22 protein-coding genes and 1 tRNA gene are annotated in these 23,792 nt (G+C 63.8%); 5 read left to right on the top strand and 18 right to left on the bottom strand.

Going from position 1 to position 23,792, the window contains the following annotated elements; all coding sequences use genetic code 11:
- The first annotated feature begins 401 nt into the window (after positions 1-401).
- Positions 402-653 (top strand): DUF3551 domain-containing protein, encoded by a 252-nt coding sequence (locus tag JQ587_RS06465; RefSeq protein WP_212424735.1) that lies wholly within the window; start codon positions 402-404, stop codon positions 651-653.
- Between the two features lie 2,734 nt (positions 654-3,387).
- Here the strand turns inward: JQ587_RS06465 and JQ587_RS06460 are convergent.
- Complete coding sequence (locus tag JQ587_RS06460; RefSeq protein WP_212424734.1) at positions 3,388-3,882, bottom strand: hypothetical protein; 495 nt, start codon at positions 3,880-3,882, stop codon at positions 3,388-3,390.
- 490 nt (positions 3,883-4,372) lie between these two features.
- Between JQ587_RS06460 and JQ587_RS06455 the strand changes: the two genes are divergently transcribed.
- Positions 4,373-4,834: a hypothetical protein gene (locus tag JQ587_RS06455; protein WP_212424733.1), complete on the top strand. Its 462-nt coding sequence runs from the start codon at positions 4,373-4,375 to the stop codon at positions 4,832-4,834.
- Between the two features lie 88 nt (positions 4,835-4,922).
- Here the strand turns inward: JQ587_RS06455 and JQ587_RS06450 are convergent, their stop codons facing one another.
- From JQ587_RS06450 to pncA, 16 genes are all read right to left on the bottom strand, one after another.
- Positions 4,923-5,132: a hypothetical protein gene (locus JQ587_RS06450; protein ID WP_212424732.1), complete on the bottom strand. Its 210-nt coding sequence runs from the start codon at positions 5,130-5,132 to the stop codon at positions 4,923-4,925.
- 91 nt (positions 5,133-5,223) lie between these two features.
- Entirely contained in the window at positions 5,224-5,967 is a 744-nt protein-coding gene (locus tag JQ587_RS06445; protein WP_212424731.1) for a DUF7168 domain-containing protein, read from the bottom strand.
- Between the two features lie 48 nt (positions 5,968-6,015).
- Positions 6,016-6,105: transfer RNA gene (locus JQ587_RS06440), tRNA-Ser, on the bottom strand.
- 298 nt (positions 6,106-6,403) lie between these two features.
- Positions 6,404-6,730: a hypothetical protein gene (locus JQ587_RS06435; protein ID WP_212302292.1), complete on the bottom strand. Its 327-nt coding sequence runs from the start codon at positions 6,728-6,730 to the stop codon at positions 6,404-6,406.
- 224 nt (positions 6,731-6,954) lie between these two features.
- Complete coding sequence (ilvD, locus tag JQ587_RS06430) at positions 6,955-8,805, bottom strand: dihydroxy-acid dehydratase (protein WP_212424730.1); 1,851 nt, start codon at positions 8,803-8,805, stop codon at positions 6,955-6,957.
- A gap of 163 nt (positions 8,806-8,968) precedes the next feature.
- Positions 8,969-9,829 (bottom strand): ABC transporter permease, encoded by an 861-nt coding sequence (locus JQ587_RS06425; RefSeq protein WP_212424729.1) that lies wholly within the window; start codon positions 9,827-9,829, stop codon positions 8,969-8,971.
- On the bottom strand, positions 9,826-10,755 hold the full coding sequence (locus JQ587_RS06420; protein ID WP_212424756.1) for an ABC transporter permease: 930 nt from the start codon (positions 10,753-10,755) through the stop codon (positions 9,826-9,828). Before JQ587_RS06420 ends, JQ587_RS06425 begins: the two co-directional genes overlap by 4 nt.
- Positions 10,755-11,747 (bottom strand): ABC transporter ATP-binding protein, encoded by a 993-nt coding sequence (locus JQ587_RS06415; protein WP_212424728.1) that lies wholly within the window; start codon positions 11,745-11,747, stop codon positions 10,755-10,757. The genes JQ587_RS06420 and JQ587_RS06415 overlap by 1 nt, the downstream gene beginning before the upstream one ends.
- Positions 11,744-12,727: an ABC transporter ATP-binding protein gene (locus JQ587_RS06410; protein ID WP_212424727.1), complete on the bottom strand. Its 984-nt coding sequence runs from the start codon at positions 12,725-12,727 to the stop codon at positions 11,744-11,746. The genes JQ587_RS06415 and JQ587_RS06410 overlap by 4 nt, the downstream gene beginning before the upstream one ends.
- A gap of 3 nt (positions 12,728-12,730) precedes the next feature.
- Complete coding sequence (locus tag JQ587_RS06405; protein WP_212424726.1) at positions 12,731-14,368, bottom strand: ABC transporter substrate-binding protein; 1,638 nt, start codon at positions 14,366-14,368, stop codon at positions 12,731-12,733.
- Positions 14,369-14,398: 30 nt separating this feature from the next.
- Positions 14,399-15,214, bottom strand: coding sequence for a sugar phosphate isomerase/epimerase family protein (locus JQ587_RS06400; protein WP_212424725.1), 816 nt, complete (start codon positions 15,212-15,214; stop codon positions 14,399-14,401).
- Positions 15,215-15,680: 466 nt separating this feature from the next.
- Entirely contained in the window at positions 15,681-16,952 is a 1,272-nt protein-coding gene (locus JQ587_RS06395) for a DUF1236 domain-containing protein (RefSeq protein WP_212424724.1), read from the bottom strand.
- Between the two features lie 109 nt (positions 16,953-17,061).
- A complete protein-coding gene (locus tag JQ587_RS06390; RefSeq protein ID WP_212424723.1) occupies positions 17,062-17,445 on the bottom strand; it encodes a GrlR family regulatory protein in 384 nt (127 codons plus the stop codon).
- 37 nt (positions 17,446-17,482) lie between these two features.
- A complete protein-coding gene (locus JQ587_RS06385; protein WP_212424722.1) occupies positions 17,483-19,516 on the bottom strand; it encodes an NAD(+) synthase in 2,034 nt (677 codons plus the stop codon).
- A gap of 148 nt (positions 19,517-19,664) precedes the next feature.
- On the bottom strand, positions 19,665-20,783 hold the full coding sequence (locus tag JQ587_RS06380; protein ID WP_212424721.1) for an alpha/beta fold hydrolase: 1,119 nt from the start codon (positions 20,781-20,783) through the stop codon (positions 19,665-19,667).
- Positions 20,784-20,796: 13 nt separating this feature from the next.
- A complete protein-coding gene (pncA, locus tag JQ587_RS06375) occupies positions 20,797-21,435 on the bottom strand; it encodes a bifunctional nicotinamidase/pyrazinamidase (RefSeq protein WP_212424720.1) in 639 nt (212 codons plus the stop codon).
- A gap of 259 nt (positions 21,436-21,694) precedes the next feature.
- Here pncA and glk point away from each other — a divergent pair, with 259 nt between their 5' ends.
- From glk to JQ587_RS06360, 3 genes are all read left to right on the top strand, one after another.
- Entirely contained in the window at positions 21,695-22,663 is a 969-nt protein-coding gene (gene glk / locus JQ587_RS06370; protein ID WP_212424719.1) for a glucokinase, read from the top strand.
- Positions 22,664-22,806: 143 nt separating this feature from the next.
- Entirely contained in the window at positions 22,807-23,010 is a 204-nt protein-coding gene (locus JQ587_RS06365; RefSeq protein ID WP_128966278.1) for a hypothetical protein, read from the top strand.
- Between the two features lie 148 nt (positions 23,011-23,158).
- Positions 23,159-23,314 (top strand): hypothetical protein, encoded by a 156-nt coding sequence (locus tag JQ587_RS06360; RefSeq protein ID WP_212302303.1) that lies wholly within the window; start codon positions 23,159-23,161, stop codon positions 23,312-23,314.
- A gap of 96 nt (positions 23,315-23,410) precedes the next feature.
- On the opposite strand, the gene JQ587_RS06355 is transcribed toward JQ587_RS06360, so the two are convergent.
- Positions 23,411-23,788, bottom strand: a complete 378-nt coding sequence (locus tag JQ587_RS06355; protein WP_212302304.1) for a response regulator — start codon at positions 23,786-23,788, stop codon at positions 23,411-23,413.
- Positions 23,789-23,792: the final 4 nt, after the last annotated feature.

The raw sequence follows: 23,792 nt of genomic DNA, 5'->3' as shown, positions 1-23,792 counted from the left end.
TCCTTGTCCTGCCACAGGTCATCCTCGGAATGCCTGTCACTGAAATTATCGTGTCTCACTTCAGGGGTGCAGTCCAGCACTGTCACCACGACCGATTCCTGTGCGATCTGAGATGAGCCACGACAGCTTGCCACTCCGGATCGGCAACCCTGCTCGCGCGATCGCCAGTCCAAATTTGTGGCGACCGGTAACGTGGGCTGGTTTTCGTTTCTCTGCTACCTGGTCGAGCGGATCTTTCGGAGCCGACAGATCCTGGCTGCCGGATAGGCAAATGGCGCGGGTGTGATTTGACGTGCTCCGGCCGCTCGGGTGAGCTGCGGGCCACAGGAACCAAGGTTAGACCTGCTGTTTGGCTTCGGCCCCGCTAGGCTCTCTTTGAGAGTCATATCCGGAGAATTGAGATGCCCACCACAGTCCTGGCCCTGTTGATCCTCTTGGGATCCCTGCCTGCTGCGCACGCAGATCGCGATTATCCCTGGTGTGTCGTTGGCGACGATCTCGGCTGGCCCGGCGAGTGCATGTACGAGACCCGGGAGCAATGCATGGCTTCGGCATACGGCCGGTGGAACACCACGTGCAACATCAACCCGCGCGTGGGATTGCAGCAGCAGCCCCAGCCCGGGACCAAGAAGTTGCAGGAACGACGCCGCTAGGCGCGGCCGTTCCGGCGAAGTCAAATGCGGGCAGCGCGGCCTCAAGCCGCGCGCGAGCTTGAGCTCCTGAATGAGAGTGGCTAAGCTCGTTGGCGGAGAACGGCGAACGTATTTCAGTCGTCCTCCGTTGGTATAACTTAAGTCCTTTGCGGCCCCGCCTTCGGGTACCTTCATAGTGCGTTGGGTGCGACGACGCTCCCTCCGTTCTTCCCAAAGACTCCGGGGGCGGGTCCTTTTCCCGCTGGCTTGTGCCGCCAGCTCCGATGACGAGAACGCGCCGGCCTGCGAGCCGGCGGGTTTCTCGATGCCATGCGTATCACGTTACGCGTTGCCGATCCGCGATGAAAGATCGCATCGCGCTGGTCGACGTCCGGGTGCGTCGGGGCCGGCGGTGCTCCAAGCTGCCACTGAGTGCCGCAGCCGCATTTCGCGGCGGGATCGCCAAGGAACCCACGACTCCATTATCCTCGCATACCGGCGGGTGTTCGTCGTATTCACGCTACGCGGACGCCCACGCCGCTCTAAGGCCGATGCGAACGCCGCGTTGGCGCCGCACGAACGTCAGTGGCAACTGGGGTCTTGTGACGGGAGTCGCTTGGCGTTGAAGCACTCCGCGTAAATTTCCCAGGTGACGTGCCGTTCGATCCTTCCGGCGGGCTCTTGAGCTTTGATCCATCAGCACGCAAGACAGAGGCCTTTAAGGCAGCATCGATCGTCGTGAAGTTCGTTCTAGGAAGAGGGCTTGCCTTTGGCGCGAATAATCTTGACGCTCTGGTAACGAGCCACATGCTGCTAGCGCAGCTGGCACATTCATATAGCTTTAGCTCGACTCCTTCAGCCACCGGAAAAAGTGCCTTAAGCACTCTAGGTTGGCAGCAAACTATGCATCCGGCTTCGCCGTGCACGCTAGTCCCCATAGAAGCAATTCCGGCTCCAATGAAGAAATCTGAGTCCAGAGCAGGAGGCAATGGCGCCGCGTAGAGTATTGGGATGCGTACTCAAACGGACACATCGAGGCCTGCCGAATTCCGATAATCGCCAGTATTAGAACGGAGGTGCACCCGCCATCCTCGAAACCTACTGTGCCGGCGATGACGCGGGACAACCCACCCACGCTAATTTGCAAGGAATGCAGGCGGCCCATGGAGTACCTTGCGGCACTCCCAGAAATTGCAAATCTACCCGCCGTATATGCCTACAGATGCACACCCTGCTTGAGGGTCGACACAATCGTGTTAGGTCAGCGACATCGTGATTGAACTGAGTCCGCACATGGAATCTACGGTTGCTTGTCATCTGAAATTAAAAGCGTAGCCTTCAACTGATTTGCAAAGACGGAGGCACAGCATGACTGCAGTCCTCATTTTTAAAGTTGCTATCGTTGGATTGAGCGTTCTTTCGACGGCTCTCGCTTATTCGCTCATTCAGAGCTTCTAAAAAGGTCGCCTTGGTTGGGCGGCCTCTTTCATTTGCAAGCGGCGTAATCGCAGCTAGGTCCGAGCTCGGCTAGCTCCCAAGAGGCTTGCTCTCTTGGCCGCTACAGAGAAGGATCGCGGTCTTTCCGCACCAACACTCTCTCGCCCACGCTGCATGCTTCCTCGCCGTCCAATCAGGCTGATCCCGCCACGCATGGACGGCAGTCTTGCGATGAGCCGCAAATGAAAAGGCCGCCAACTGGGGCGGCCTCTCGTTAGTTTCCTATCCACTGCCGTCTCTGCATCTACGATAAGGTTCGGCTTTTGATGCGGGAACCGTGTATGCGTGCCACTCGGCCAAGGTGAAGCCGTACTTCTTCATGCAGGCCAAAGCATGTGGAGAGCTATCGCTACGTTGAGTGTCACGCCGCTTGGCCTCCCCAACCGAAATGCCGTCACGCTTCGCTTGGCAGACCGGGTCATGGTGGCAGGCATACGGTGGCGCTGCCAAGGCCGGGGACGCGACTAAACATATAGCCAAAGTAATAACGTGCTTCATGATTCCCCCAGAGACTGAACGGGAAGATCATTATCGAGCTACCGCAGGTTGGTAAAGGCGGGTCAAAATGTCTCCTCGCCTGTTCTGCGAAATAGGATACCTGTCAGAACAAACTAGGACACCAAAGGCCGCCTCTAGATGGGGATTTGGCGGAAGGGGTGTCCTGTCCAATTTGAAATTGCTGTCATTTTTCGTCTGCCTCAGCCGTTATCTACGGTCCTAGCCACGGTGGTTTTTGGCGAGTCCCCGTGATTCATTTTGAGGGTCACAAAGCACCGAGACCCGTCGCCTATGACGACCGCACTACTCGTTTCAGGGGCAGTCATTCTTGCCGCCCTCGCCCTCCTGGTGCTGGCCGGACTGACGCGGGGCACAGACGAAATTCACTGAGCCGGAGCTCGGCGACGTCGTGTTGATACCAGCCCGCAGCGGTGCATTGCTGGAGCCGGACATCGCAGGCAGGATCGGTCCGCCTGGATCACAGAGCCCCGCAAGGACACGCTCCCCAGGCTTGGAATGCCAGGCCTCCGGCAACGGGCACGGCCGACAGATGCCCCTGCCCCGCAGGACACGGCCCGACCTGACCGCCACCCGTGAGGCTTCACGCGGTGGATCTTGTGTTTTCAACTCCCACGACGCGCAGTAGCTCGCGCGCGATCTAAACCACCACTAATCGATAATTTGACTTTGGCCCGGCATCACATCGCCTTCGACGCCGATCGCTGGCCGGACGAGATGCGGCCTCCACCATGCCGGCGCCCTAGTCGTCCGTCAGGTTTCCGACGATCGTGCATTCTGAGGTTAACGCAATCGGCGTCTGCGCCGTATCTGTCGAGATGCGTATCGATGGATATCGTCCCGGACCCACTTTAAAGAAAACCGCATCGGTTATGATGGTATAATAGGCAACTGCTTTGACGAATGCCTGATTGGTCGTGTTGAGAAAGTGCTGTTTGCGGCCTAAATCGTTCGCGCCAGATGTCGATCCAACGGTAAGAAAAACGTCTATCACGGGCTGAATCGTGGGACCGTTTGGGACGGAGATCAGGCAGGCGACATGAGTGATGTTCAGAAACTTGTCCGTCGGCGATTGCGCGAGGGTGAGAGTTTGCGAACTGCCGCCGACCAAGCTAGCTTGGTCCTCATACCAGGTTCCTGATCGGATCGGCTTATTGTTCTGCGCATAAGCTGGCGCAGCGAGACCGAGCATCAGCATGAACAGGGCAATGAATTTGGCGAAGCGAAAAAAATGCATTTAGTAGCCTCCATATCTGAAATACAGGCGGCATAGTGCTGCGAAAAACCCCGCGCCCAATTGGTCAGCGTAGCCCGTGCTAAGGTTCATTGTGCCAGGATGTGATACTCGCGCAGCGGGAAAGAAAACCCGCCGACCTTGTGAGCCGACGGGAAGTTTTTTTGAATTGTAGATTGTGACCAGGGATTAGCTGGCCGCGGATTGGGAATCCGATTCGAGATCAAGCGGTCGCACAGGCCCATCTAAGTGGCAGACCCTGCTTCAGCCTCCGGCGGTGGCGATGCGCGGTAGCTCGCGTGCGTTCCGAACCACCAAAGACGAGCTCAATCGCGCCATGCGTTAGCTTGCCAATCTCGAATGGTTCCGATTCCACGACTGTTCCCAATCGATAATATTTTCACAGCTCGGGGAATATTGGGCAATCCAAATCGATAAAGCCCTTTGGGCTCCGAGGAGCCCGAGCTTTCGGCAACGTACTTTGGAGGTTCAGATGCAGTTGCATGTTTTGTTATTCGCGCTTGCCGGCTTCGCACTCGTCACCGGCGGCAATTCTTCGGCAGCACCAGTTCGCTACGGCAACTATTACGACGAGACTGCTGATGTGTTTTGCAGCACCGTTACCACCTGTCGGCTCAATTTCTCTCAAACCCCGACAGACAAGCTCGTCATGTTGCGCAAGCTAAATTGCAACATTTCTACCACCAGTACTCTGTTTCAGGCTTTGCTACATATCGCGACGACCAATGGCGGCCTTGGCATCGCACGTAGTCTGCCGCTGCCGGTCCCCGGCCCCATAGCCGTTGGCACTGCTACCACGACGAACTTCGAATCCGACATTCATTGGCTCATAGGTCAAGGGCGATTTCCATACGTGGATTTTGATATCGCTGCTCAAGCGAACATTATCGTGAACTGTACCATGACCGGCGATCTGATTGATCCGATACCATAGCGTCTTCGCAAATCTGCAAGGCGCATTTTTGCGCCGTACAGCGTACATCCGGAAATGACGGACCTTGAAGGCCGCCTTGGGTGCTGCTTCAGGGCGGTGGCCCGCCGGCGTTAACGCTGGCGGGCCACATGTTTACCGCCTGCCGCGCAAACTCGTCCTGGAGGCTTGCAGGCGATGCCGCGGCGGCCCGGCCGCGTTGCTCGTCCATCATTTGCTTCAAGCCCTTGAGGCAGCCGGTGAGCATCCAGTCGTAACTGATCCGGTAACGCTGGCAGTAGTCGCTCAGCTCCTCCGACATGGTCCGCCCGACCTTCGGAGGCGCTTCGAAGCCCCACTCGATCGCAAGCCATAGCGGGCTCCGGCTGGAGCCGCGCCCCTCCCCGAGGCGTTCAGCTTCCCTTGGGAGTGGTCCGTGACTGTGCCTCGCCAAGGCCGGGATTGATGGCCAGCGTCGCTCCGGCGGCGCCGCCCGCTTCATAGGCCGCCATCGACACCATGCGGCCACCGCTGCGCTGGGTCCGGAGCTTGAGGTCGAGCTTGTCGAATTCTGCATCGACCACCGAGGTCTTGAGGACGACCAGCTCGCGCCCCGTGCCTTCGTTGACCTGATCGCGACTGGCCTTGATCGCCACCAGCCTGTCCGCGATCGACGCCACCATCCCGAGCGCGAAGGAGGCATTGGCCAGATGCCGCTCCTGGTGGCGGAACCGGGCGTAGTCGACCGAGGTCTTGAAGCGGCCAAGCTCGGCGCGCACGGCGCCGTCGATCAATTCGGCCAGATAGTGCGCGACCTCGACATCCGCGCCGAGACCGAAGAACACATAGCTGCTCTCGCCGGCCGCGTCCTTCTCGCGCCAGACCCGACAATCGCAGAAATGAGCGATCGCGCCGATGCAGTCGTCCAGGGGAATTCGCTTCTTGCGATGGGTCTCGTAGACCCTCCGTTCGCACGGCGACGCGCGCAGCTCGACGTCCGAGAGCGACAAATCGTGGCGATCCAGCAGTTCGGCGACCTTGGCGGCGGCCGACAGCGCCTCGTCCTCGGTGCAGCCGTTGGCGATGGTTTTGGCGCGCAACGCCTGAATACGGAGCTTCAGCTTGTCGAGCACGGCCGGATTGAACGTCTGATTCACCGATCACCTGCCGGGAAGGCCCGACTGACATACCCCGGTCGGATAGATTGGCGGAAGGGGTGGGATTCGAACCCACGGTACCCTTGCGGGCACGCCGGTTTTCAAGACCGGTGCCTTAAACCACTCGGCCACCCTTCCAAACCCGGAACGGCTGTCGCTTAACGCAGTCGGCGGCGCAAGGCAACGCGAAGTTGGCCAGCGCGCGCCGCCTGCGCTCCATTTTCGAAGGAACAGGACCTGTCAGGCGCGCGTCAGTTTGATCCTCTAGCCTTGGTCAGGACCGGCGACACCGCCCAGGGCATTGCCGGTCGCGAGGCCCGGCGGGAGACGCCTCCCTGTCCGGGCCTCGTTTGGCTTCGCCCGCAAAAGAAAACGCGGCGCCCTTTTGGGCACCGCGCGAAGCCTGTTTGTTGCGCTGGTCTTTTGTTGCGTCGGCTCAGTAGCCGCAGGACGCGCAGCCCATCTGCACCGGCGCGTAATAGGAATAGCCCGGCGAGACCATCTCGACGCGCTGGCGCGTGGCGTATTGCGGCGGGATGCGCTCGTACTGGACGCTCGGGGGCGCCACCATCACGGTCTGCGGCACCATCACGGTGCGATACTGCGCGGGCGTGCGATGCGCGACGGTTGCGCCCGGTGACACCATCACGGTCTCATCGACGGTGCGGTATTGCGGCGCGACGTATTGCTGCTGATAGCAGGTCGTGCACGGCTGCGGCGGCGCGTAGCAATTGTAGCAGCCGGCAGAAGCCGCGCCCGTCATCGAAATCGCGGCGACGACTGTTGAGAAAACGACAGCAAGAGTACGAGACATTATTGTGGTGCCCCAGTTGCCCGAAATGGATTTGCGAAGGTCGCGCGCAGTATACGCCGCAAAATTCATGTCTGCCGAAGTTCGTCGGGGCATCCTTAATGCGAACGGCCGGCTTTCGCCGGCCGTTCAGAACTTGTTGACCATGCGCGCGCTGGGCGCGAACGCCGCTACGCTCAGTTCGAGCGACGCTTCACCTCGCGCACTGCGCCGCGCGCGGCGCTGGTGGTGAGTGCAGCATAGGCCTGCAGTGCGGTCGAGACGTTGCGCTTGCGCGCGGCGGGCTGCCAGGCGGCATCGCCTTTCGCCTCCTCCGCGGCACGACGGCTCGCAAGCTCCTCGTCGGAGATCTCGAGGTTGATGCTGCGGTTGGGAATGTCGATGGCGATGCGGTCGCCGGTGCGCACGAGACCGATATTGCCGCCTTCTGCCGCTTCCGGCGACAGATGGCCGATCGACAGGCCCGAGGAGCCGCCGGAGAAGCGTCCGTCAGTGACGAGCGCGCAGGCTTTGCCGAGGCCCATCGATTTCAGATAGCTGGTCGGATACAGCATCTCCTGCATGCCGGGGCCGCCGCGCGGACCTTCATAGATGATGACCACGATCTCGCCGGCGACAACCTTGCCACCGAGAATGCCGTCGACGGCGGCGTCCTGGCTTTCGAACACGCGCGCGGGGCCGGAGAATTTCAGGATCGAGGCATCGACGCCGGCGGTCTTCACGATGCAGCCGTCCTGCGCGAGGTTGCCGTAGAGCACGGCAAGGCCGCCGTCCTTGCTGAAGGCATGCGCGAGATCGCGCACCACACCCTTCTCGCGATCGGCATCGAGCTCGTCGTAGCGGCGCTCCTGGCTGAAGGCGACTTGAGTCGGAATGCCGCCGGGCGAGGCGCGATAGAATGTGCGCACCGACTCGCTCTTTGAGCGCTTGATGTCCCAGCGCTCCAGCGCCTCGCTCATGGTCGGCGCGTGCACGGTCGAGACCGAGGTGTCGATCAGGCCGGCGCGGTCGAGCTCGCCCAGAATGCCCAAAATGCCGCCGGCGCGATGCACGTCCTCGACATGCACGTCGGCGACCGACGGCGCGACCTTGCAGAGCACGGGCACACGGCGCGACAGGCGGTCGATGTCCTGCATCGTGAACTTGACCTCGCCCTCATGGGCCGCGGCAAGCAGATGCAGCACGGTGTTGGTCGAGCCACCCATGGCGATGTCGAGCGTCATCGCATTCTCGAACGCCTTGAAGTTCGCGACGTTGCGCGGCAGCACGGAGGCATCGTCCTGCTCGTAATAGCGGCGGACGAGATCCACGATGGTGTGGCCGGCCTCGACGAACAGGCGCTTGCGGTCGGCATGGGTCGCGACCACGGTACCGTTGCCGGGCAGCGCGAGGCCAAGCGCCTCCGTCAGGCAGTTCATGGAGTTGGCGGTGAACATGCCCGAGCAGGAGCCGCAGGTCGGGCACGCCGAGCGCTCGATCACCTTGACGTCGTCGTCGCTGACCTTGGAGTCGGCCGCGGCCACCATGGCGTCGATGAGGTCGACGGCCTTGGTCTTGCCCTGCAGCTTGACCTTGCCGGCCTCCATCGGGCCGCCCGAGACGAACACCGCGGGGATGTTGAGCCGCAGCGCGGCCATCAGCATGCCGGGCGTGATCTTGTCGCAGTTGGAGATGCAGACGAGACCGTCGGCGCAGTGCGCATTGGCCATGTACTCGACGCTGTCGGCGATCAGCTCGCGCGACGGCAGGCTGTAGAGCATGCCGTCATGGCCCATGGCGATGCCGTCATCGACCGCGATGGTGTTGAACTCCTTGGCGACGCCGCCGGCCTGCTCGATCTCGCGGGCGACGAGTTGGCCGAGGTCCTTCAGATGGACGTGGCCGGGCACGAACTGGGTGAAGGAGTTGACGACCGCGATGATCGGCTTGCCGAAATCGCCGTCCTTCATACCCGTCGCGCGCCAGAGGCCGCGGGCGCCCGCCATGTTGCGGCCGTGGGTGGTGGTGCGGGAGCGATAGGCTGGCATGGCGGTTTCCGTCCTCGGGTTGGCCGGCCCGGCGGGCGGGAAAATAGGAGCCGCCTCAGGCCTTTCCGGCCGGATAGCGCACGAGATGGGCGCGCGCAACGGGAACTTGCCCTGAAACCGCCCGGATTGGCCTCCCGCAGGCCTCCCCTGCTCCCGGCGCGGCCTATTGCAGGGTCGGATCCAATCGGTCGCGCAGCCAGTCGCCGATCACGGACACTGCCAGCGTGGTGACGACGATGGTGGTCGCCGGCGCCAGCATGATCCAGGGTGCCCGGGTCAGGTACTCCCGGCCATAGCCGACCATGTTGCCGAGGCTGGTCATCGGCGGCTGCACGCCGAGGCCGAGGAAGGACAGGCCTGACTCCATCAGGATCACCTCGGGGAAAACCAGCGTGGTCGAGACGATCAGGGTGGAAGCGATATTGGGCAGGATGTGCCGCAGGTAAATCCGCGAAGGCCGTGCCCCTAACTGGCGGACCGCGGCCGCGTAGCCTTGCGCATTGGCGGAGATGGCAAGGCCTCGGGCGATACGGGCAAAGCGCTCCCAGCCGAACAGCCCCATCAGGCCGATCAGCAGCGGCAGCGAATTGCCGAAGAAGGCGAGCACCGCGAGCGCCATGATCAGGAACGGCATGCTGGCCTGGAAATCGGTCAGCATCAGCACGAGCTGCTCGATGCTCCCTCGGAAATGCGCGGCGAGGAAGCCGAGCGTGGTGCCGACCACCGCTGAGATCGCCGTCGCGCCGAACGCGATCAGCAGCGAGATGCGGATCGAAACGAGCAGCCGCGACAGCACGTCGCGGCCGAGTTCGTCGGTGCCGAGCCAGTGCGCGACGTTGCCGGGTGCCGCGAGGCGGTTGCGCAGGTCGAGCTGGGTGAAGCCGTACGGCGCGATCTTCTCGGCGAAGGCTGCGATCACCAGCATCGCGACGATCCAGCTGATCGCAAGCGCAACCGAGACCGGAATTGCCGGCAGGCTGATACGGCGGCGGACAGCCGATTCCTTCAACGTCGCGTCGGTCATGCATGCGCTCCCTTGGCCCGGAGGCGCGGATCGAGGAAGCCGTAGAGGAAGTCGACGATCAGGTTCGAACTGACCATGGTCAGCGCCACCAGCAACAGGATGCATTGCACGACGGCGAGGTCGCGGTTGGCAACCGCGACGACGAGCAGGCGCCCGACCCCTGGCCACGAGAACACGCTCTCGACCACGACCGCGCCCGCTATCAGCGTGCCCACCATGAAGCCCAGAATCGTGACGGTCGGGATCGCCGCGTTCGGCAGTGCATGCGACGTCACCACCTTACGCCACGGCACGCCCTTGGCGGAGGCGGTGCGGATATAGGGCTGGCCGAGCACCTCCAGCATGGCGCTGCGCGTAAAGCGCGCCAGCACCGCGGCGCCGCCGAGGCTGAGCGTCGCGATCGGCAGGATCGCATGACGCCAGCTGTCCTGCCCGCCCGATGGCAGCCAGCCGAGCTGCACGGCGAAGACCAGCACCAGCAGCAGCGCGAGCACAAAGCTCGGCACGGTGAAGCCGGCGACCGCCGTCATCATCACGGCGCGATCGATCGCCGAGCCGCGATGAAGGGCCGCGTAGATGCCGGCGGGAATGCCGAGCGCGACCTTGAACACAAAGGCCGGCAAGGTCAGCGCCAGCGTCGCCGGAATCCGCTCCAGCACGAGGTCAATCGCGGGCCGACCATCGCGCATGGAGCGGCCCAGCTCGCCCTTGACGATGGCGCTGAAGTAATCGAGATATTGGAACCAGATGGGATCATCGAGGCCCCAGGCCTTGCGGAAGGCGGCGAGGACTTCCGGCGGCGCCTCCGGTCCCAAAATCATCAGCGCGGGATCGCCCGACAAACGCAGCACGACGAAAGCGAAGGTGACGACGAGCACGATCGTCAGTGCCGCGCGTCCAATGCGAATGGCGAAATAGCGTCCCATCATGCCGCGTCCCGGGTCTCGGCCCGCGGCCCCGTCACGAGATGGCAGGCGACCTGCCGGCCACCGCCCACGCTGGACAAGACCGGCACCTCGCTCGCGCAGCGCGCGATGGCGCGCGGGCAACGCGGATGGAAGGCGCAGCCTTGCGGCCGCGCCGCCGGGTTCGGTGGATCGCCCGCGAGCACGATCCGGCCCGCACTACGGCGGCCGGGCGCCGGCGAGGCCGAGACCAGCGCCTGCGTGTAGGGATGCTCGGGGCGCGCAAAGAGATCGTCGGCACTGCCGACCTCGACGATGCGGCCGAGATACATCACGGCGACGACGTTGCTGATCTGCCTGACGACGCGAAGATCGTGGCTGATGAACAGCAGCGTGAGCCCAAGCTGCGCCTGGAGATCGCACAGCAAATTCACCACCTGCGCCTGGATCGAGACGTCAAGCGCGCTGACCGGCTCGTCGCAGACGAGGAAATCGGGTTTTGTCGCGAGCGCGCGCGCCAGCACGATGCGCTGACGCTGGCCTCCGGAGAGCGCGCCCGGATAACGCCCGCCATGCGCCGGCGTCAGTTCGACGGCGCGCAGCAACTCGCGCACCCGGTCCTCGCGCTCGGCCGACGCACCGAGACCGTGAATGTCGAGCGGCTCGCGGATCTGGGTCGCCACCGGCAAACGTCGGTCCAATGCGCCCAGCGGGTCTTGGAAGATCATCTGCATGCGCGCGCGCTGTGCACGCCACGCCGGCGTCCCCAGGATGGCCATCGGCTTGCCATCGAACCGCACCTCGCCGCGATCGGGCGGCTCGAGGCCGAGCACGATGCGCCCCGTCGTCGACTTGCCCGAGCCGGATTCGCCAACGAGGCCCAGCGTATCCCCCTTGGGGATCGTCAGCGACACGCCGTCGACCGCATGTACAGCCGTGCTGCGGCCGAACATTCCGGAGCGCATGGAATAGCTGCGCGAGATCGAGGACACCTCGACGAGCAGCGCACTCATTCGGCGGCGATCCCGAGCAGCGCGCGGCGCGAGGCTTCGGCGCGGATGCAGGCAACGGCGCGATCGTCCGCAATGGGCGCCAGGCTTGGCGCCGCAAGACCACACGGTTCAGCCGCGAACACACAGCGCGGCGCGAATGCGCAGCCGCGAGGCATGTGCGCGGGATCGGGCACGGTGCCGGGAATGGCGGTGAGACGGCGGCGCGGTCCGTCGAGCGGCGGCAGCGCGCCGATCAGGCCCTGCGCATAGGGGTGCACGGGATCGGCGAACAGCTGGTTGGCGGGGGCCTGCTCGACGATACGGCCGGCATACATCACCGCGACGCGGTCGCAATTCTCGGCGACGACGCCGAGATCGTGGCTGATCAGGACCATTGCCATGCCCATCTCGCGGCGAACGGTGGAGAGCAGCTCCAAAATCTGCGCCTGGATGGTGGCGTCCAGCGCAGTCGTCGGCTCGTCCGCGATCAGCAGATCGGGATTTCCGGCGAGCGCCATCGCGATCATGATGCGCTGGACCTGACCGCCGGAGAATTCATGCGGATAGGCGGCGAGCCGCCGCGCCGCATCGGGAATGCCGACGAGATTGAGCAGGCGCAGTGCCTCTGCCTTCACCGTCTTGCCCGAGAGATCGCGATGCAGGGCGAGCGCCTCGCAGAGCTGCTTGCGGATGGTCAGCACCGGATTAAGCGCGCTCGCCGGATCCTGGAAGATCATGGCGACCCGCCCGCCCCTGATCTGGTCGAGCAGGGAGGCCGGCGCGCCGAGGATCTCGCGCCCGTCAAGGCTGACCGAGCCCGAAACCTTCGCATGCCGCGGAAGCAGGCCGAGCGCGGCGAGCCAGGTCACCGATTTGCCCGAGCCCGACTCGCCGACGAGGCCCAAGGCCTCGCCCTTGCCAAGAGTGAGATCAACGCCGCGCAGGACCGGCACGCCGCCAAAGGCGACGCGGAGGCCTTCAATGTTGACCAGCGGCGCCACGCCTCAAGCCTCGAAATTGCCGGCGCGGAAATCCATCGCGAACGCCGGCGATGCCTTCCACTTGATCGACTTCGGCTTGGCTGTGAAGGTCGCGTTCTGGTGCAGCACCGTGTAAGCAGGGTCCTCGCGCTCAGCGATCTCCAGCATGCGGTGGAACGCCTTCTTGCGGGCGGCGCGGTCGGTCGAGGTCTCCAAAAATTCCGAGAGCTTGTTCAGCTCGGCATTGGTCCATTCGCCGATCTGCTGCTGCTGGCCGTTCGGGCCGTGCTGGGCGACCAGCGAGGACACGGGATCGTTGAAGGCGGCCGAATTCGACCAATCGCGCACGGCGCGGGACGGCGCGCGCTCCATGATCTGCGACCAGTTTTCCTTGGTCTCGATCTCAACGTTGAGGCCGACCGACTTCCACATCTCGACCAGCACCTGCGCGGTCGCGACCTGGTTGGTGTAGTAGTTGTTGAGCAGGCGATACGGGATCGGATCGCCCTTGTAGTTGGCCTGCTTCAACAGCTCCTGCGCGAGCTTCGGATCGTAGGCCGGCACGCTCCAGTCGGCGTTGAACATGTCGCCGTAAAATTCCCACTGTAGGCCCTTCGGCACGCGGGTACGGCCGGCCCACAAACTGTCGACGATGGCCTGGCGGTCAATAGCATGGGTGAAGGCGCGCCGCACCAGCGGATTGGCGAGCTGTGCATGGTTCTTGTCGAACACCGTCAGGCGGTGATTGAGGATGGTGCCGCCCTGCACTTCGAACGCGGCATTCTTCTCGATGCCCGCGATCTGGTCCGGCGGGATGTCGCAGGCGAACTGGTATTCGCCCGAGAGCAGTCCGTTGATGCGGCTTGCGACCTCGGGGACTTCGAGGAAGCGGATGCGCTTGAGCGGCGGACGGCCTCCCCAATATTCGTCGTGAGCTTCCAGCGTCAGCGACACGTCGGGCTTGAGCTCGACGACCTTGTACGGGCCGGTGGTGATCGGCTTGCGCGCCCAATCGAGATAGCTCGCGGCTTCGTCCCAAGCGCGGCGGTTGGCGATGTCGGAGCCATAGCGCGACAGCCGGCCCTCAATGGTGACGTCGGGCGTCGCGTTGTAGAAGCGCACCGTATATTTGTCGACGGCGTCGACACGTACCAAATCCGGCCAGATGCGGCGGGCGACGGCGGGCACATCCGGCGGCAGCTCCTTGCCCGAACGCGGCGTCGGGATCTTCTCGAAAGCCTGGATGGTCGAGCGGCTCTTGGCCTCGGTCTCGCCGAACATGCGCTCGCGGCTGAAGGTGAAGACGACGTCTTCGGCCGTGAGCTCGTCGCCATTGTGGAATTTGACGCCCTGGCGCAGCTTCACTTCCACGGTCTGGTCGTCGATGCGCCGCCACTCGGTGGCAAGGCCCGGCACGGCCTCGAGGTTGCCGCGCCAGTTCTTGGAGATCAGGCCTTCCCAGATCGAGGAGAAGAACACACGCTCGCCGACATTGGACTGCTCGCGCAGCACGTCGAGCACGTTGGCGTTCGTCACCTTCTGCACGGCGATCGTCACCGACGGACGGTTGTCGGTCTGTCCGATGGCGAAACGCGGCAGCAGCAGCGTGCCGGCGGCAGCGCCGCCTGATTTCAAGATGGCGCGACGTGTGAGCTTGCTCATGGCGATGACCCCTGCCCTCTGTGATGTCGTTTATTCGGCGAGACCGAGCGCGGTGAGATGGGCGGCGCCCGCGCGGACGTCGTCGTGATTGCGCAGCTCGAGGATCAGCCGCGGATTGGAATTCAGCCGGCCAAGGGCGCGGAACACGGCAACCCAGGGGATGTTTCCCTCGCCCGGCGCCCAGTGCCGATCGGCGAAACCATCGGTGTCCTGGAGGTGCACATGCGTCAGCATATCGCCGGCGGTTTCGACGTAATAATCAACCGGCGGCGCACCGGTGGAGATATGGGCGTAATTGGCGTGGCCGGTGTCGAGCGAGACGCGGACCTTGCTGCTCTCGAGCGCCTTGGCGAGACGCACGCGATCGCGCGGATCCTTGTCTTCGATGTTCTCGATGACGATCTCGCAGCCGACGGTTTCGGCGCGCGCGATCACCTCGGCGAGCGTCGCCTTGACGCGCTCGACGATGTTGGCGCGGTTGTCCGGATAGAGATCGAGATTGTTGTGGTCCCAGGTCGTGAACGGTGAATGCACCACCATCTGCGTCGCGCCGAGGAATTCCGCGGCATCGAGGCCCTGAAGCAGCCGCTTGGTCACCGCCTGGCGGATCATCGGATCATGGCTGTCGATCTTGAAGCCCCAGAACGGGCCGTGAATGCCGAGGCGCCCGGTATGGCCAGCCAGCATCTGCTTGATATCGGTGGCCGCACTTCGCCAGTCGCCATCGAGCAGGTCGGCGCGGAAGAAGTCCTGAATTTCGAGATCGCGCTGCCGTTCGAGAAGCCAATCGCGGTGAGCGGGGATCGATTTGATGGACAGTGCGGCGCCCAACACCGGCTTCGACATGGCTTGCTCCCTTGATCGTCAGCGATGACGGGGAGCAGCGCTAGACCAGTTCAATGACAGGGCCGTGAAATGAAGGTTGCGTAGCACTGGCGAGATGTGGACATCCTGTCGCGCGCCTGCATCGATCTCGGGGCAGAAGCGAAGCACGGGCAGACGCACGCATCCGCGCGCGGATCAAGTGTGTTTGCGTCCGTAGTGACCCGGAATGGAATCCTAGCCACATCTCGCGTACATCGCGGGACATCGATCGGCGGCCACTTCCACGGGCATCACCCTCTGATCGCGCACCACGGGGTTGGGGGACCACATGGGGCGGGGGATTGAAGGCTGGGGCAAGGTGACGAGGTCCGGACTCCTAGGCACTCCGGACCTCGGAACTTTCTAAATCGAACGCAACTTCGCGCCGCCGGCTGTATGAGCCGCGCGGCGCGAAGTCGTTTTGGTGCTGTCTTGCCAACCCAGGCCGTCAGCGCGTTTGCGGCTCGATCGTCACCGTGCAGTCGCCCTGCCCTTGCGTCGCGACCACGATATCGCCAGTGGCGGCCCCAAGCGCGATCGGCGCGGACGCGCTGCCGTCCGGCATCTGAACCGTCACGCTCAAGGAGTCCGTGCGTGCGGTTGACCCGACGGTCGACGGCTCGGCTTCGGCGACGTTGCCGGAGGCGTCGCGCCGCATGATCCGGCAATTCACATTGCTGCTGCCGCCGGCGGCCGCCATGCTCGATGAAGAACCGCCGCCCATTTGCGCGCGCGCCCGAGACGGGTCGCGGGGCACCTGGCTGACGATGCGATGCGTTCGCGGCTCGACGATGACGACGTCATCATCCGTCGCGAAATACTCGTAATCCCGATATTCGGGCTCGATCGAAACGATCTCGGGCGGCAGCCGGTAGAGATGCACGCGCGAGGGGATCGTCTCGCCGACCCGGATCGAAATGTTCAAGTTATGCTCCGGTTGCGCCAGGCGCTCGCGGCTGAATCTTTCCGAGATTTGCACCTGCTTCTCGGAGTTCACGCGGGTCTGCTGGCTGACTTGCGTGTTGGTCTGCGTTGTTTGATTGGCTTGATTGGTCTGGGTTCCGGTTTGAGACGGCGCGCCCTGTGCGCTGTTGGTCGGCGGCGTCCGGCTGGTGTCGGTTGCAGTGGCAGGCCGGTTGCTCTGTTGCGCAGGCTGCTGCTCTGCCGCGTTGCGCGGAGGCTGGCTCTGATTATGCTCGCCCTGGTTGACTGCCGCTCCCGCGCGCTCGTTCTGCTGGCCGGTGGGACCGCTCTTTGACTTCTCGGACTCTGCCGTTGATTTCGGCGGCGCAGACTTGTCCTGCTTCGTCTCAGCGCGGCCCTTATCGGCGTCGCGTCCCGGTTTCGCGCTGTCGGCTTCCCGGTCGCGGTCTTTCGATGGTCCGCGGGACTCTTGTGCCTGCTCCTTCGCATTCGGTGAGTTGCGCTCGGCAGCCGTGGCGGGCTGGCGTTTGTCCTCGTTGGCCTCGTGCTTGACCGCGCCGCCTTTCTCCTCGCGGCCTGCACCCTGCAGCCGCTCCCGGGCGCCCTGCGCGCGCTCTTGAACGCGTTCCGGGGCGCGCTCTTGGGCTGCTCCACCGTGCTGGGACGCTGCGCCCTTCGCCGGTTCCTCAGTCCGCCTCGGCTCGTCTTTGCGTTCACCGGGTGCCTGGGCATAGGCGACGCCGGATGCGAGCATAAGTCCAAAGGCGGCGGTCGATAACATCAAGTGCTTACGCATGGTCCCTCTCCTCGACAATTCGCAACAACAGACGCGAACGTCCTGTCGGTCCGAATGTTCCTGAGCAGGAACGTCGCTATTCCACCAAGGAGAGCAGATCAGGTCGCGCTTACATCGCGTCCATGAGCGTCAGCCGCGCCGTGAAGGTCACGCTGGTCTTGCCAACCAGCGCCATGCCTTCGACCACGGCACCGCCGGCGGAATAGTCACCCGAGAAGCCGCAAGTAACTTCCCTGCCTCCGAACGCAAGCTTCCGGCCGACGGCTTCGGTATGCTGATTGACGATCATGTCGCCGCGCCACTTGCCGTTCCGGAACGTGTAGCTGCCGGTGTAATAGAAATAGCTGTCTCCGCCCATGATGCGTCCGTCGCAGAGCACAACCACGCCCCTCGCCTGCCCGCGCTTTCCATCGCGCATTTCGATGTCGAAGATGTAGAGGCCGTTGACGACCCTGGTTTCGTCACCCGCTTCTGATCCGCCCCCGCCGGACATCAGATCATCTCCCCACCATCGGAAACGCGCACATCGATCACTTCGGCACGTGACGCTCGAGATCTTCCAGCCACGCCGCCGCGCTGGAATCCGAGGGCGCACGCCAATCGCCACGCGGCGACAGCGAACCGCCGGCCGAGACCTTTGGTCCGTTCGGCATCGCCGAGCGCTTGAACTGGCTGAACGCGAAGAAGCGACGCAGGAAGACCTCTAACCAGCGGCGGATCTCGGCAAGATCGTAGGCCCTGCGCTTGTCGCTCGGGAACGCCGGCGGCCACTCGCCCTTGGCGACGTCCTTCCAGGCGTGCAACGCCATGAAGGCGATCTTGGACGGCCGCAGGCCGAAGCGCAGCGTGTAGAACAGGTTGAAATCCTGCAGCTCATAGGGCCCGACGGAGGCTTCGGTGCTCTGCGGCTTCTCGCCCGGCTTGACCGGAACCAGCTCCGGCGAGATCTCGGCCGACAGGATCGAGGCCAACGTCCCGTTCACGTCGCCGCTGAACTGCTTCGAGGCGATCACCCAGCGGATCAGATGCTGGATCAGCGTCTTCGGCACGCCGGCGTTGACATTGTAGTGCGCCATCTGGTCGCCGACGCCATAGGTGCACCAGCCGAGTGCGAGCTCGGAGAGATCACCGGTGCCGATGACGATGCCGCCATGATGATTGGCGAGCCGGAACAGATAGTCGGTGCGCAGGCCTGCCTGAACGTTCTCGAAAGTGACGTCGTAGACCTTCTCGCCCGTACCGAAGGGATGACCGATGTCTTTCAGCATCTGCGTCGCCGTGGGGCGGATGTCGAGCTCCTGCCAAGTCGTCTTGAGCGCTTTCATCAGTGCCAGTGCATTGGTCTTGCTCTCGCTGCCGGTGGCAAAGCCGGGCATGGTATAGGCAAGAATGTTTTCGCGCGGCAGACCGAGCAGGTCGACGGCCTTGGCGGCGACGATCAGCGCATGGGTGGAGTCGAGGCCGCCCGAGACGCCGATGACGACGCGCCTGGTGCCCGTGGCGCGCATGCGCTGCACGAGGCCGGCGACCTGGATGTTATAGGCCTCGTAGCAATCCTGCTCGAGCAGGCTTTCGTCGCTCGGCACGAATGGAAAGCGCTCGATCTTGCGAAGGAAACCGATGTCGGCGGCCGGCGGCTTCAGGGCGAAGCTGACCTTGCGGAAGCTGCCCTCGCGCTGCCGGCGATTGTCGTCGAACGTGCCCATCAGGGCGCGCTCCTGCCTGAGCAGATCGAGATCGACGTCCGCGGTGGTGATCTGGCCGCCCTGGCGGAACCGCTCGCCCTCGGCGAGCAGCGCGCCATTCTCGTAGATCGACGTCTGGCCGTCCCAGGCAAGATCGGTGGTGGATTCCCCTGCTCCGGCGGCGGAATACACATAGGCCGCAAGGCAGCGCGCCGAGGTCGACTGGCACAGCAAGGCGCGCGAGCGCGCCCGGCCGATCGTGATCGGGCTGCCCGAGAGATTGATCAGCACCGTGGCACCAGCAAGCGCGAGTTCTGACGCCGGCGTCACCGGGATCCACATGTCCTCGCAAATCTCGACGCCGATGGTCAGGCCCGGAACGTCGTCGGCCGCAAACAGCAGGTCGGTCCCGAACGGGGCGCGAAACGTGCCGATGGCGACGGCCTCACCGGCGATGCCGGTGCCGGAGGCGAAATGCCGCCCCTCGTAGAATTCGCGATAGGTCGGCAAATAGCTCTTGGGCACGACGCCAAGCACGTTGCCGCGATGAATGACGACGGCACAATTGTAGATGCGATGACCGAAGCGCAGCGGCGCACCGACGATCAGGACGGTCATGAGCGCGGAGGAGGCTTCGGCGATCGCGACGAGGCCGCGCTCGACCGCGTCAAGCAGCGGGTCCTGCTTCACCAGATCTTCGATCGCATAGCCGGACAGGCACAGCTCAGGAAACACGGCAACCGCCACCGACTGGTCATGGCAGGCCCCCGCAGCTGTCAGGATCGCCTTCGCATTGGCCGTGGGATCGGCCACATGAGAGGTGGTGACGCAGGCCGCCACGCGCGCAAATCCGTGGGCGTAGATCGAGTGGAAGCTCATCGCGCAAAGAACCCTTAAATCTTGAATCTTGTCGCAAGCCGACTGCAGCCGGCTCCGGACTCTTATCTAGCCCATCGGCCGGGCCCCGTGCAGGCCATCCGCCATCATGCATAACGGATTTGCAGCTTCGCCGGCCTGTTCGGTAGCGTCAGGCGCTTCGTGCCAGCACGCTGGAAAGGTCATCCCGCAGCCATTCAGCGATCCGGGGCCAGGCATGGGCGTGAGTCCGCGCGCCCATGAACAGGCCGAGATGGGTGCTGGGCTCGGACGCCGCAGCGACGAAAGCCGGCTGCGTGCCGATGAGGCTGGCCGTCGCAAGCGCCTGCACGGCCGGAACGACATCGTCGTCGAGCCCGGCCAGCAGAAACAGCGGCGCCTTGATGTCCTTCAGCTCAATGGCGCGGCCGAGCGCTGTGAAATTGCCTGCTGCGATCCTGTTCTCCCGAAAGATCCAGTTGACGATCTGGAGATAGTAGGCGCCCGGCAGGTTGAGCGTCTCGGTGTTCCAGCGATCGAAGCGTTCGAGCAGGGCCGTCCCCTCCTTGTCCGAGAGATCTCTCTGCAACGCCGCCGCGATGTCGTTGTGGTCAGGCGCTTTCGACCAGACATGCAGCATCTCTTCGCCACTGACGTTGCCGCCGCCGCGCGCAACGAGCTGGTCGTAGACCATCTCGGGCGCGTTGCGGGCGAGTTGCGCGAGCCTCGACTCGACCGAGAGATCGACCGGCGCGCCGACCAGGACGAGCCGCCGCACCTTGGCCGGATAGCGCGCCGCATAGAGCAACGACAGCCAGCCGCCCTGGCACAGGCCGACCAGATCGACCGGTGCGCCGATTTCGTCGACGGCGACATTGAGATCGGACAGATAGCTGTCGATCGAGAGATAGCGCATGTCAGGCGAGGCCGAGCGCCAGTCGGTGAGATAGATCCGATCGATGCCGCCATCTTGCAGCGACTGCACCACGCTGTGGCCGGGCGCAAAATCGGCGATCAGCGCCCGATGCAGCGCATAGGGCGCGCAGACCAGCGCCGGCTGGCCGGATCGCGTCCGCGAGCAATCGCGCAGGCGCATGGTGGCAAGCTCCAGCGCCACGGTGGCTGGCGTGGTCCAGGGGAGCTCGTCCTCGGCCTGCTCCACCGGCCTGCGCTCCAGCCACCAGAGGCAGGCGTCCATCGCGAGCCGTGCCGCCGCAAACGGCCACAACATCGGATCGTCGGGATCGCGGCCCGTTCCGCCGGGCTGCTGGCTGCTCTTCTCCACCGCCATTATCGGGTCTTCCTCACAGGAACGCCTCCAGGCCGACGACCGAAATGCCGAGTTGCCGAAAGCTGTGATGGGTCGCAGCGACCGAGCCGTCGAGATCGATGCCGCGGCAGGCGTCCTCGATCACGGCAACCTCGAAGCCCGCCTTGCGCGCATCCTCCGCGGAAAAGCGGACGCAAAAATCGAGTGCGAGGCCAGCGACGAAGATGGTCTTCAGCTCGCGTTCGCGCAAATAGCCGAGCAGGCCGGTCGGCGTCCTCTTGTCGTTTTCAAACAGCGCTGAGTAAGAATCGATCCCGCGGCGAAAGCCTTTGCGCACCACCAGGCTTGCGCGCCTGACGTCGAGATCGCGGTGGAATTCGGCGCCGGCCGTGCCCTGGACGCAATGCGTCGGCCAGAGCACCTGGGTGCCGTAGTCGAGCTCGATGGTCTGGAACGGCTGGCGGCCGGCATGATTCGGCGCGAAGGAGACGTGGTCGCCGGGATGCCAGTCCTGCGTCAGCACCACATTGGCGAATTTTTGGGCGATCCGGTTGATGGCGGGGACCACCTTCTCGCCGCCGGGAACGGCAAGCGCCCCGCCCGTGCAAAAATCGTTCTGCACGTCGATCACCAGCAGCACGTCGCGGTCGGATATCTTCATTGCGGGTCCCATGTCATCCGCCCCGGCGCAACGGACGCCGGCCGTTCTCGCCAGTGTCGATCTTCCCGGCTTGCTTCGCAACCACCGGCACCTTGCGCCGCTGTCGCGCGAATGGCGGGCCGATCTTCCCTGGATGCAACGCTTTGGGGCCGTACGTGTTGACTAGCCGCACCCAAGGACGGATTCTCCGGTGCCCGCGACATGGGGATCGGGGCGAAGGAGTGGAGGAGAAGGGTTCCCGCGGCCCGCAAGGCCCGGCAGCCCAATGGTCATGAGTATCGGCAAGACAGGAAACATTCTTCTCGCCGATATCGGCGGTACCAATGCGCGCTTCGCCCTGAGCAATGGCGAGCAGATCGGTGCGATCGACTATGTGAAGGTCGCCGATCATCCCACCGTGCGCGAGGCCATCGCCGACGTGCTTCGGCGCGCCGACAGCGAGAAGCCGATCAGGGCCGTCCTGGCCGTCGCCGGTCCCGTCACCAATAATCGCTGTGTCATGACCAACAGCCCCTGGGTCATCGACGGTAACGAGCTCCAGCCGGCGCTCGGCTTCGACAGTGTCCACGTGCTCAATGATTTCGAGGTGATGGCCTGGTCGCTGCCGGCCTTGCAGCCGGCCGACCTGATTCCGCTCGGCGGACAGGATGGCATGTCCGGGGAGCCGCTGCTGGTGGTCGGGCCCGGGACCGGTTTTGGCGTCTCCTGCCTGGTCGAGCGCCACGGCTCCCGGCTCGCCGTCGTCACAGAGGCCGGTCACGCCACCCTGCCGGCGGAGAATGAGCGCGAGGAGCGGGTGATCGCCGCGATGCGCCGGCGCTTCGGCCATGTCTCCATCGAGCGCGGCGCCCTCTCCGGCTCCGGGCTGCAATCCCTCTATGAGGCGATGGCCGAGGTCGATGAAGCCCAGGTGCCGCAACGCGACGCCGCCGGTATCACCAAGGCGGCGCTGGAAGGAACTTGCGAGCTCAGCCGCGCGACCCTGGAGATGTTTTGCGCCATCCTCGGCTCCGTGGCCGGCAATCTCGCGGTGACCTTCGGTGCCAGGGGCGGTGTCTACATTGCCGGCGGAATCGTGCCGCGCTTTCCGGAATTCCTCGCGGCCTCCGCGTTTCGCGCCCGCTTCGAGGCCAAGGGGCGCTTCCAGGACTATCTGCGCAACATCCCGACGCGCCTCGTCACCAAGCCCGACGCGAGCTTCGTCGGCCTGAAGATGTTCGCCGACCACACTGCAGGGTGAGGCGCACCCGCCTTCACATCGGCGGGTCCGCGAATTCACAGCTGATTGCGGCGCACGCGTGGCCCCATGCAGAATTGCACTTGCCCGTTTGTTTCCGATGGGAAACAATTCGCGCGTGTGTAGCGTAGGTACGGGGGCGTGACATGCGTAAGCAGGATGTTGGCTTCGACTATCACCGCTATCATCGGCTGTTGACCGAAGCGGACGATGACGACAAGCGCATGGCGCTGATCGAGCTGTTGATCGAGGAAAAGGCCCGGGACCGGCTGGCCGCCCAGCGCGCCTCCGACCGCGCCGCGATGACGGCCCACACCATTGCGACGGTACTGAGGGCCGGCCGCAACTAAGGCTTGCAGGACCTGCTGTCACGCCGCGAGGAGTCCGCGATCGATTGCGATTCCGTTAAGGATCCCTGGCAATCCCGCATCAAACTTTTTGCTCTAAGAGTTCCCTCACCTGATCCAATTCAGGATCAATACACAGGGGGGAATGAACATGAGCATGATTTCGCTCGCCGAAATGCCGGCTGCCGTCCAGACCCGGTCGAACGATTTTTCTCTCAAAGCCATTATCATCTTCTGCTGCATGGGCCTTGTCGCCTCGTTCAGCCTGATGGCGCATGGCATCGATCTCAGCATCGGCCTGATGTGAAATATCGACGGATCTTCCGTCACCGAATGGCCGCCCTCTCGGGCGGCCATCTTCGTTCACGGCGGCTTATCGCTGACACCGTCAGCGTGGCGCCCTTCAGTGCGGCGCCTTGGCGACCGCGTCCGGAAACAGCGAGTCGATCATGGTCTTGAGCTGGTCGAGCGCAATCGGCTTGCGCAGGATCGGCCGGCGCCGGAGCAAGGACGGCAGCAATTCCGGCCCGTAGCCGGTCGCGAACAGGAATGGCTTGCCGCGCCGCTCGATCAGGTCGGCGACGGGGTCGACGTAGACGCCCATCAGATTGATGTCGAGGATGGCGAAGTCGTACTGCGCCGTCATCGCAAAGGCGCTCGCATCGCGCACATTGTCCGCTTCCGCGACGACATGGTGGCCAAGCTCCTCCACCATGTCGGCGATCATCATTCGGATCAACGCCTCGTCTTCGACCAGGAAAACGGAGAGTCCGTCCGCCATATCA

Source organism: Bradyrhizobium manausense, assembly GCF_018130615.1.
Taxonomy (GTDB): domain Bacteria; phylum Pseudomonadota; class Alphaproteobacteria; order Rhizobiales; family Xanthobacteraceae; genus Bradyrhizobium; species Bradyrhizobium manausense_A.
This window is presented reverse-complemented; position numbering and strand designations above follow the sequence as displayed.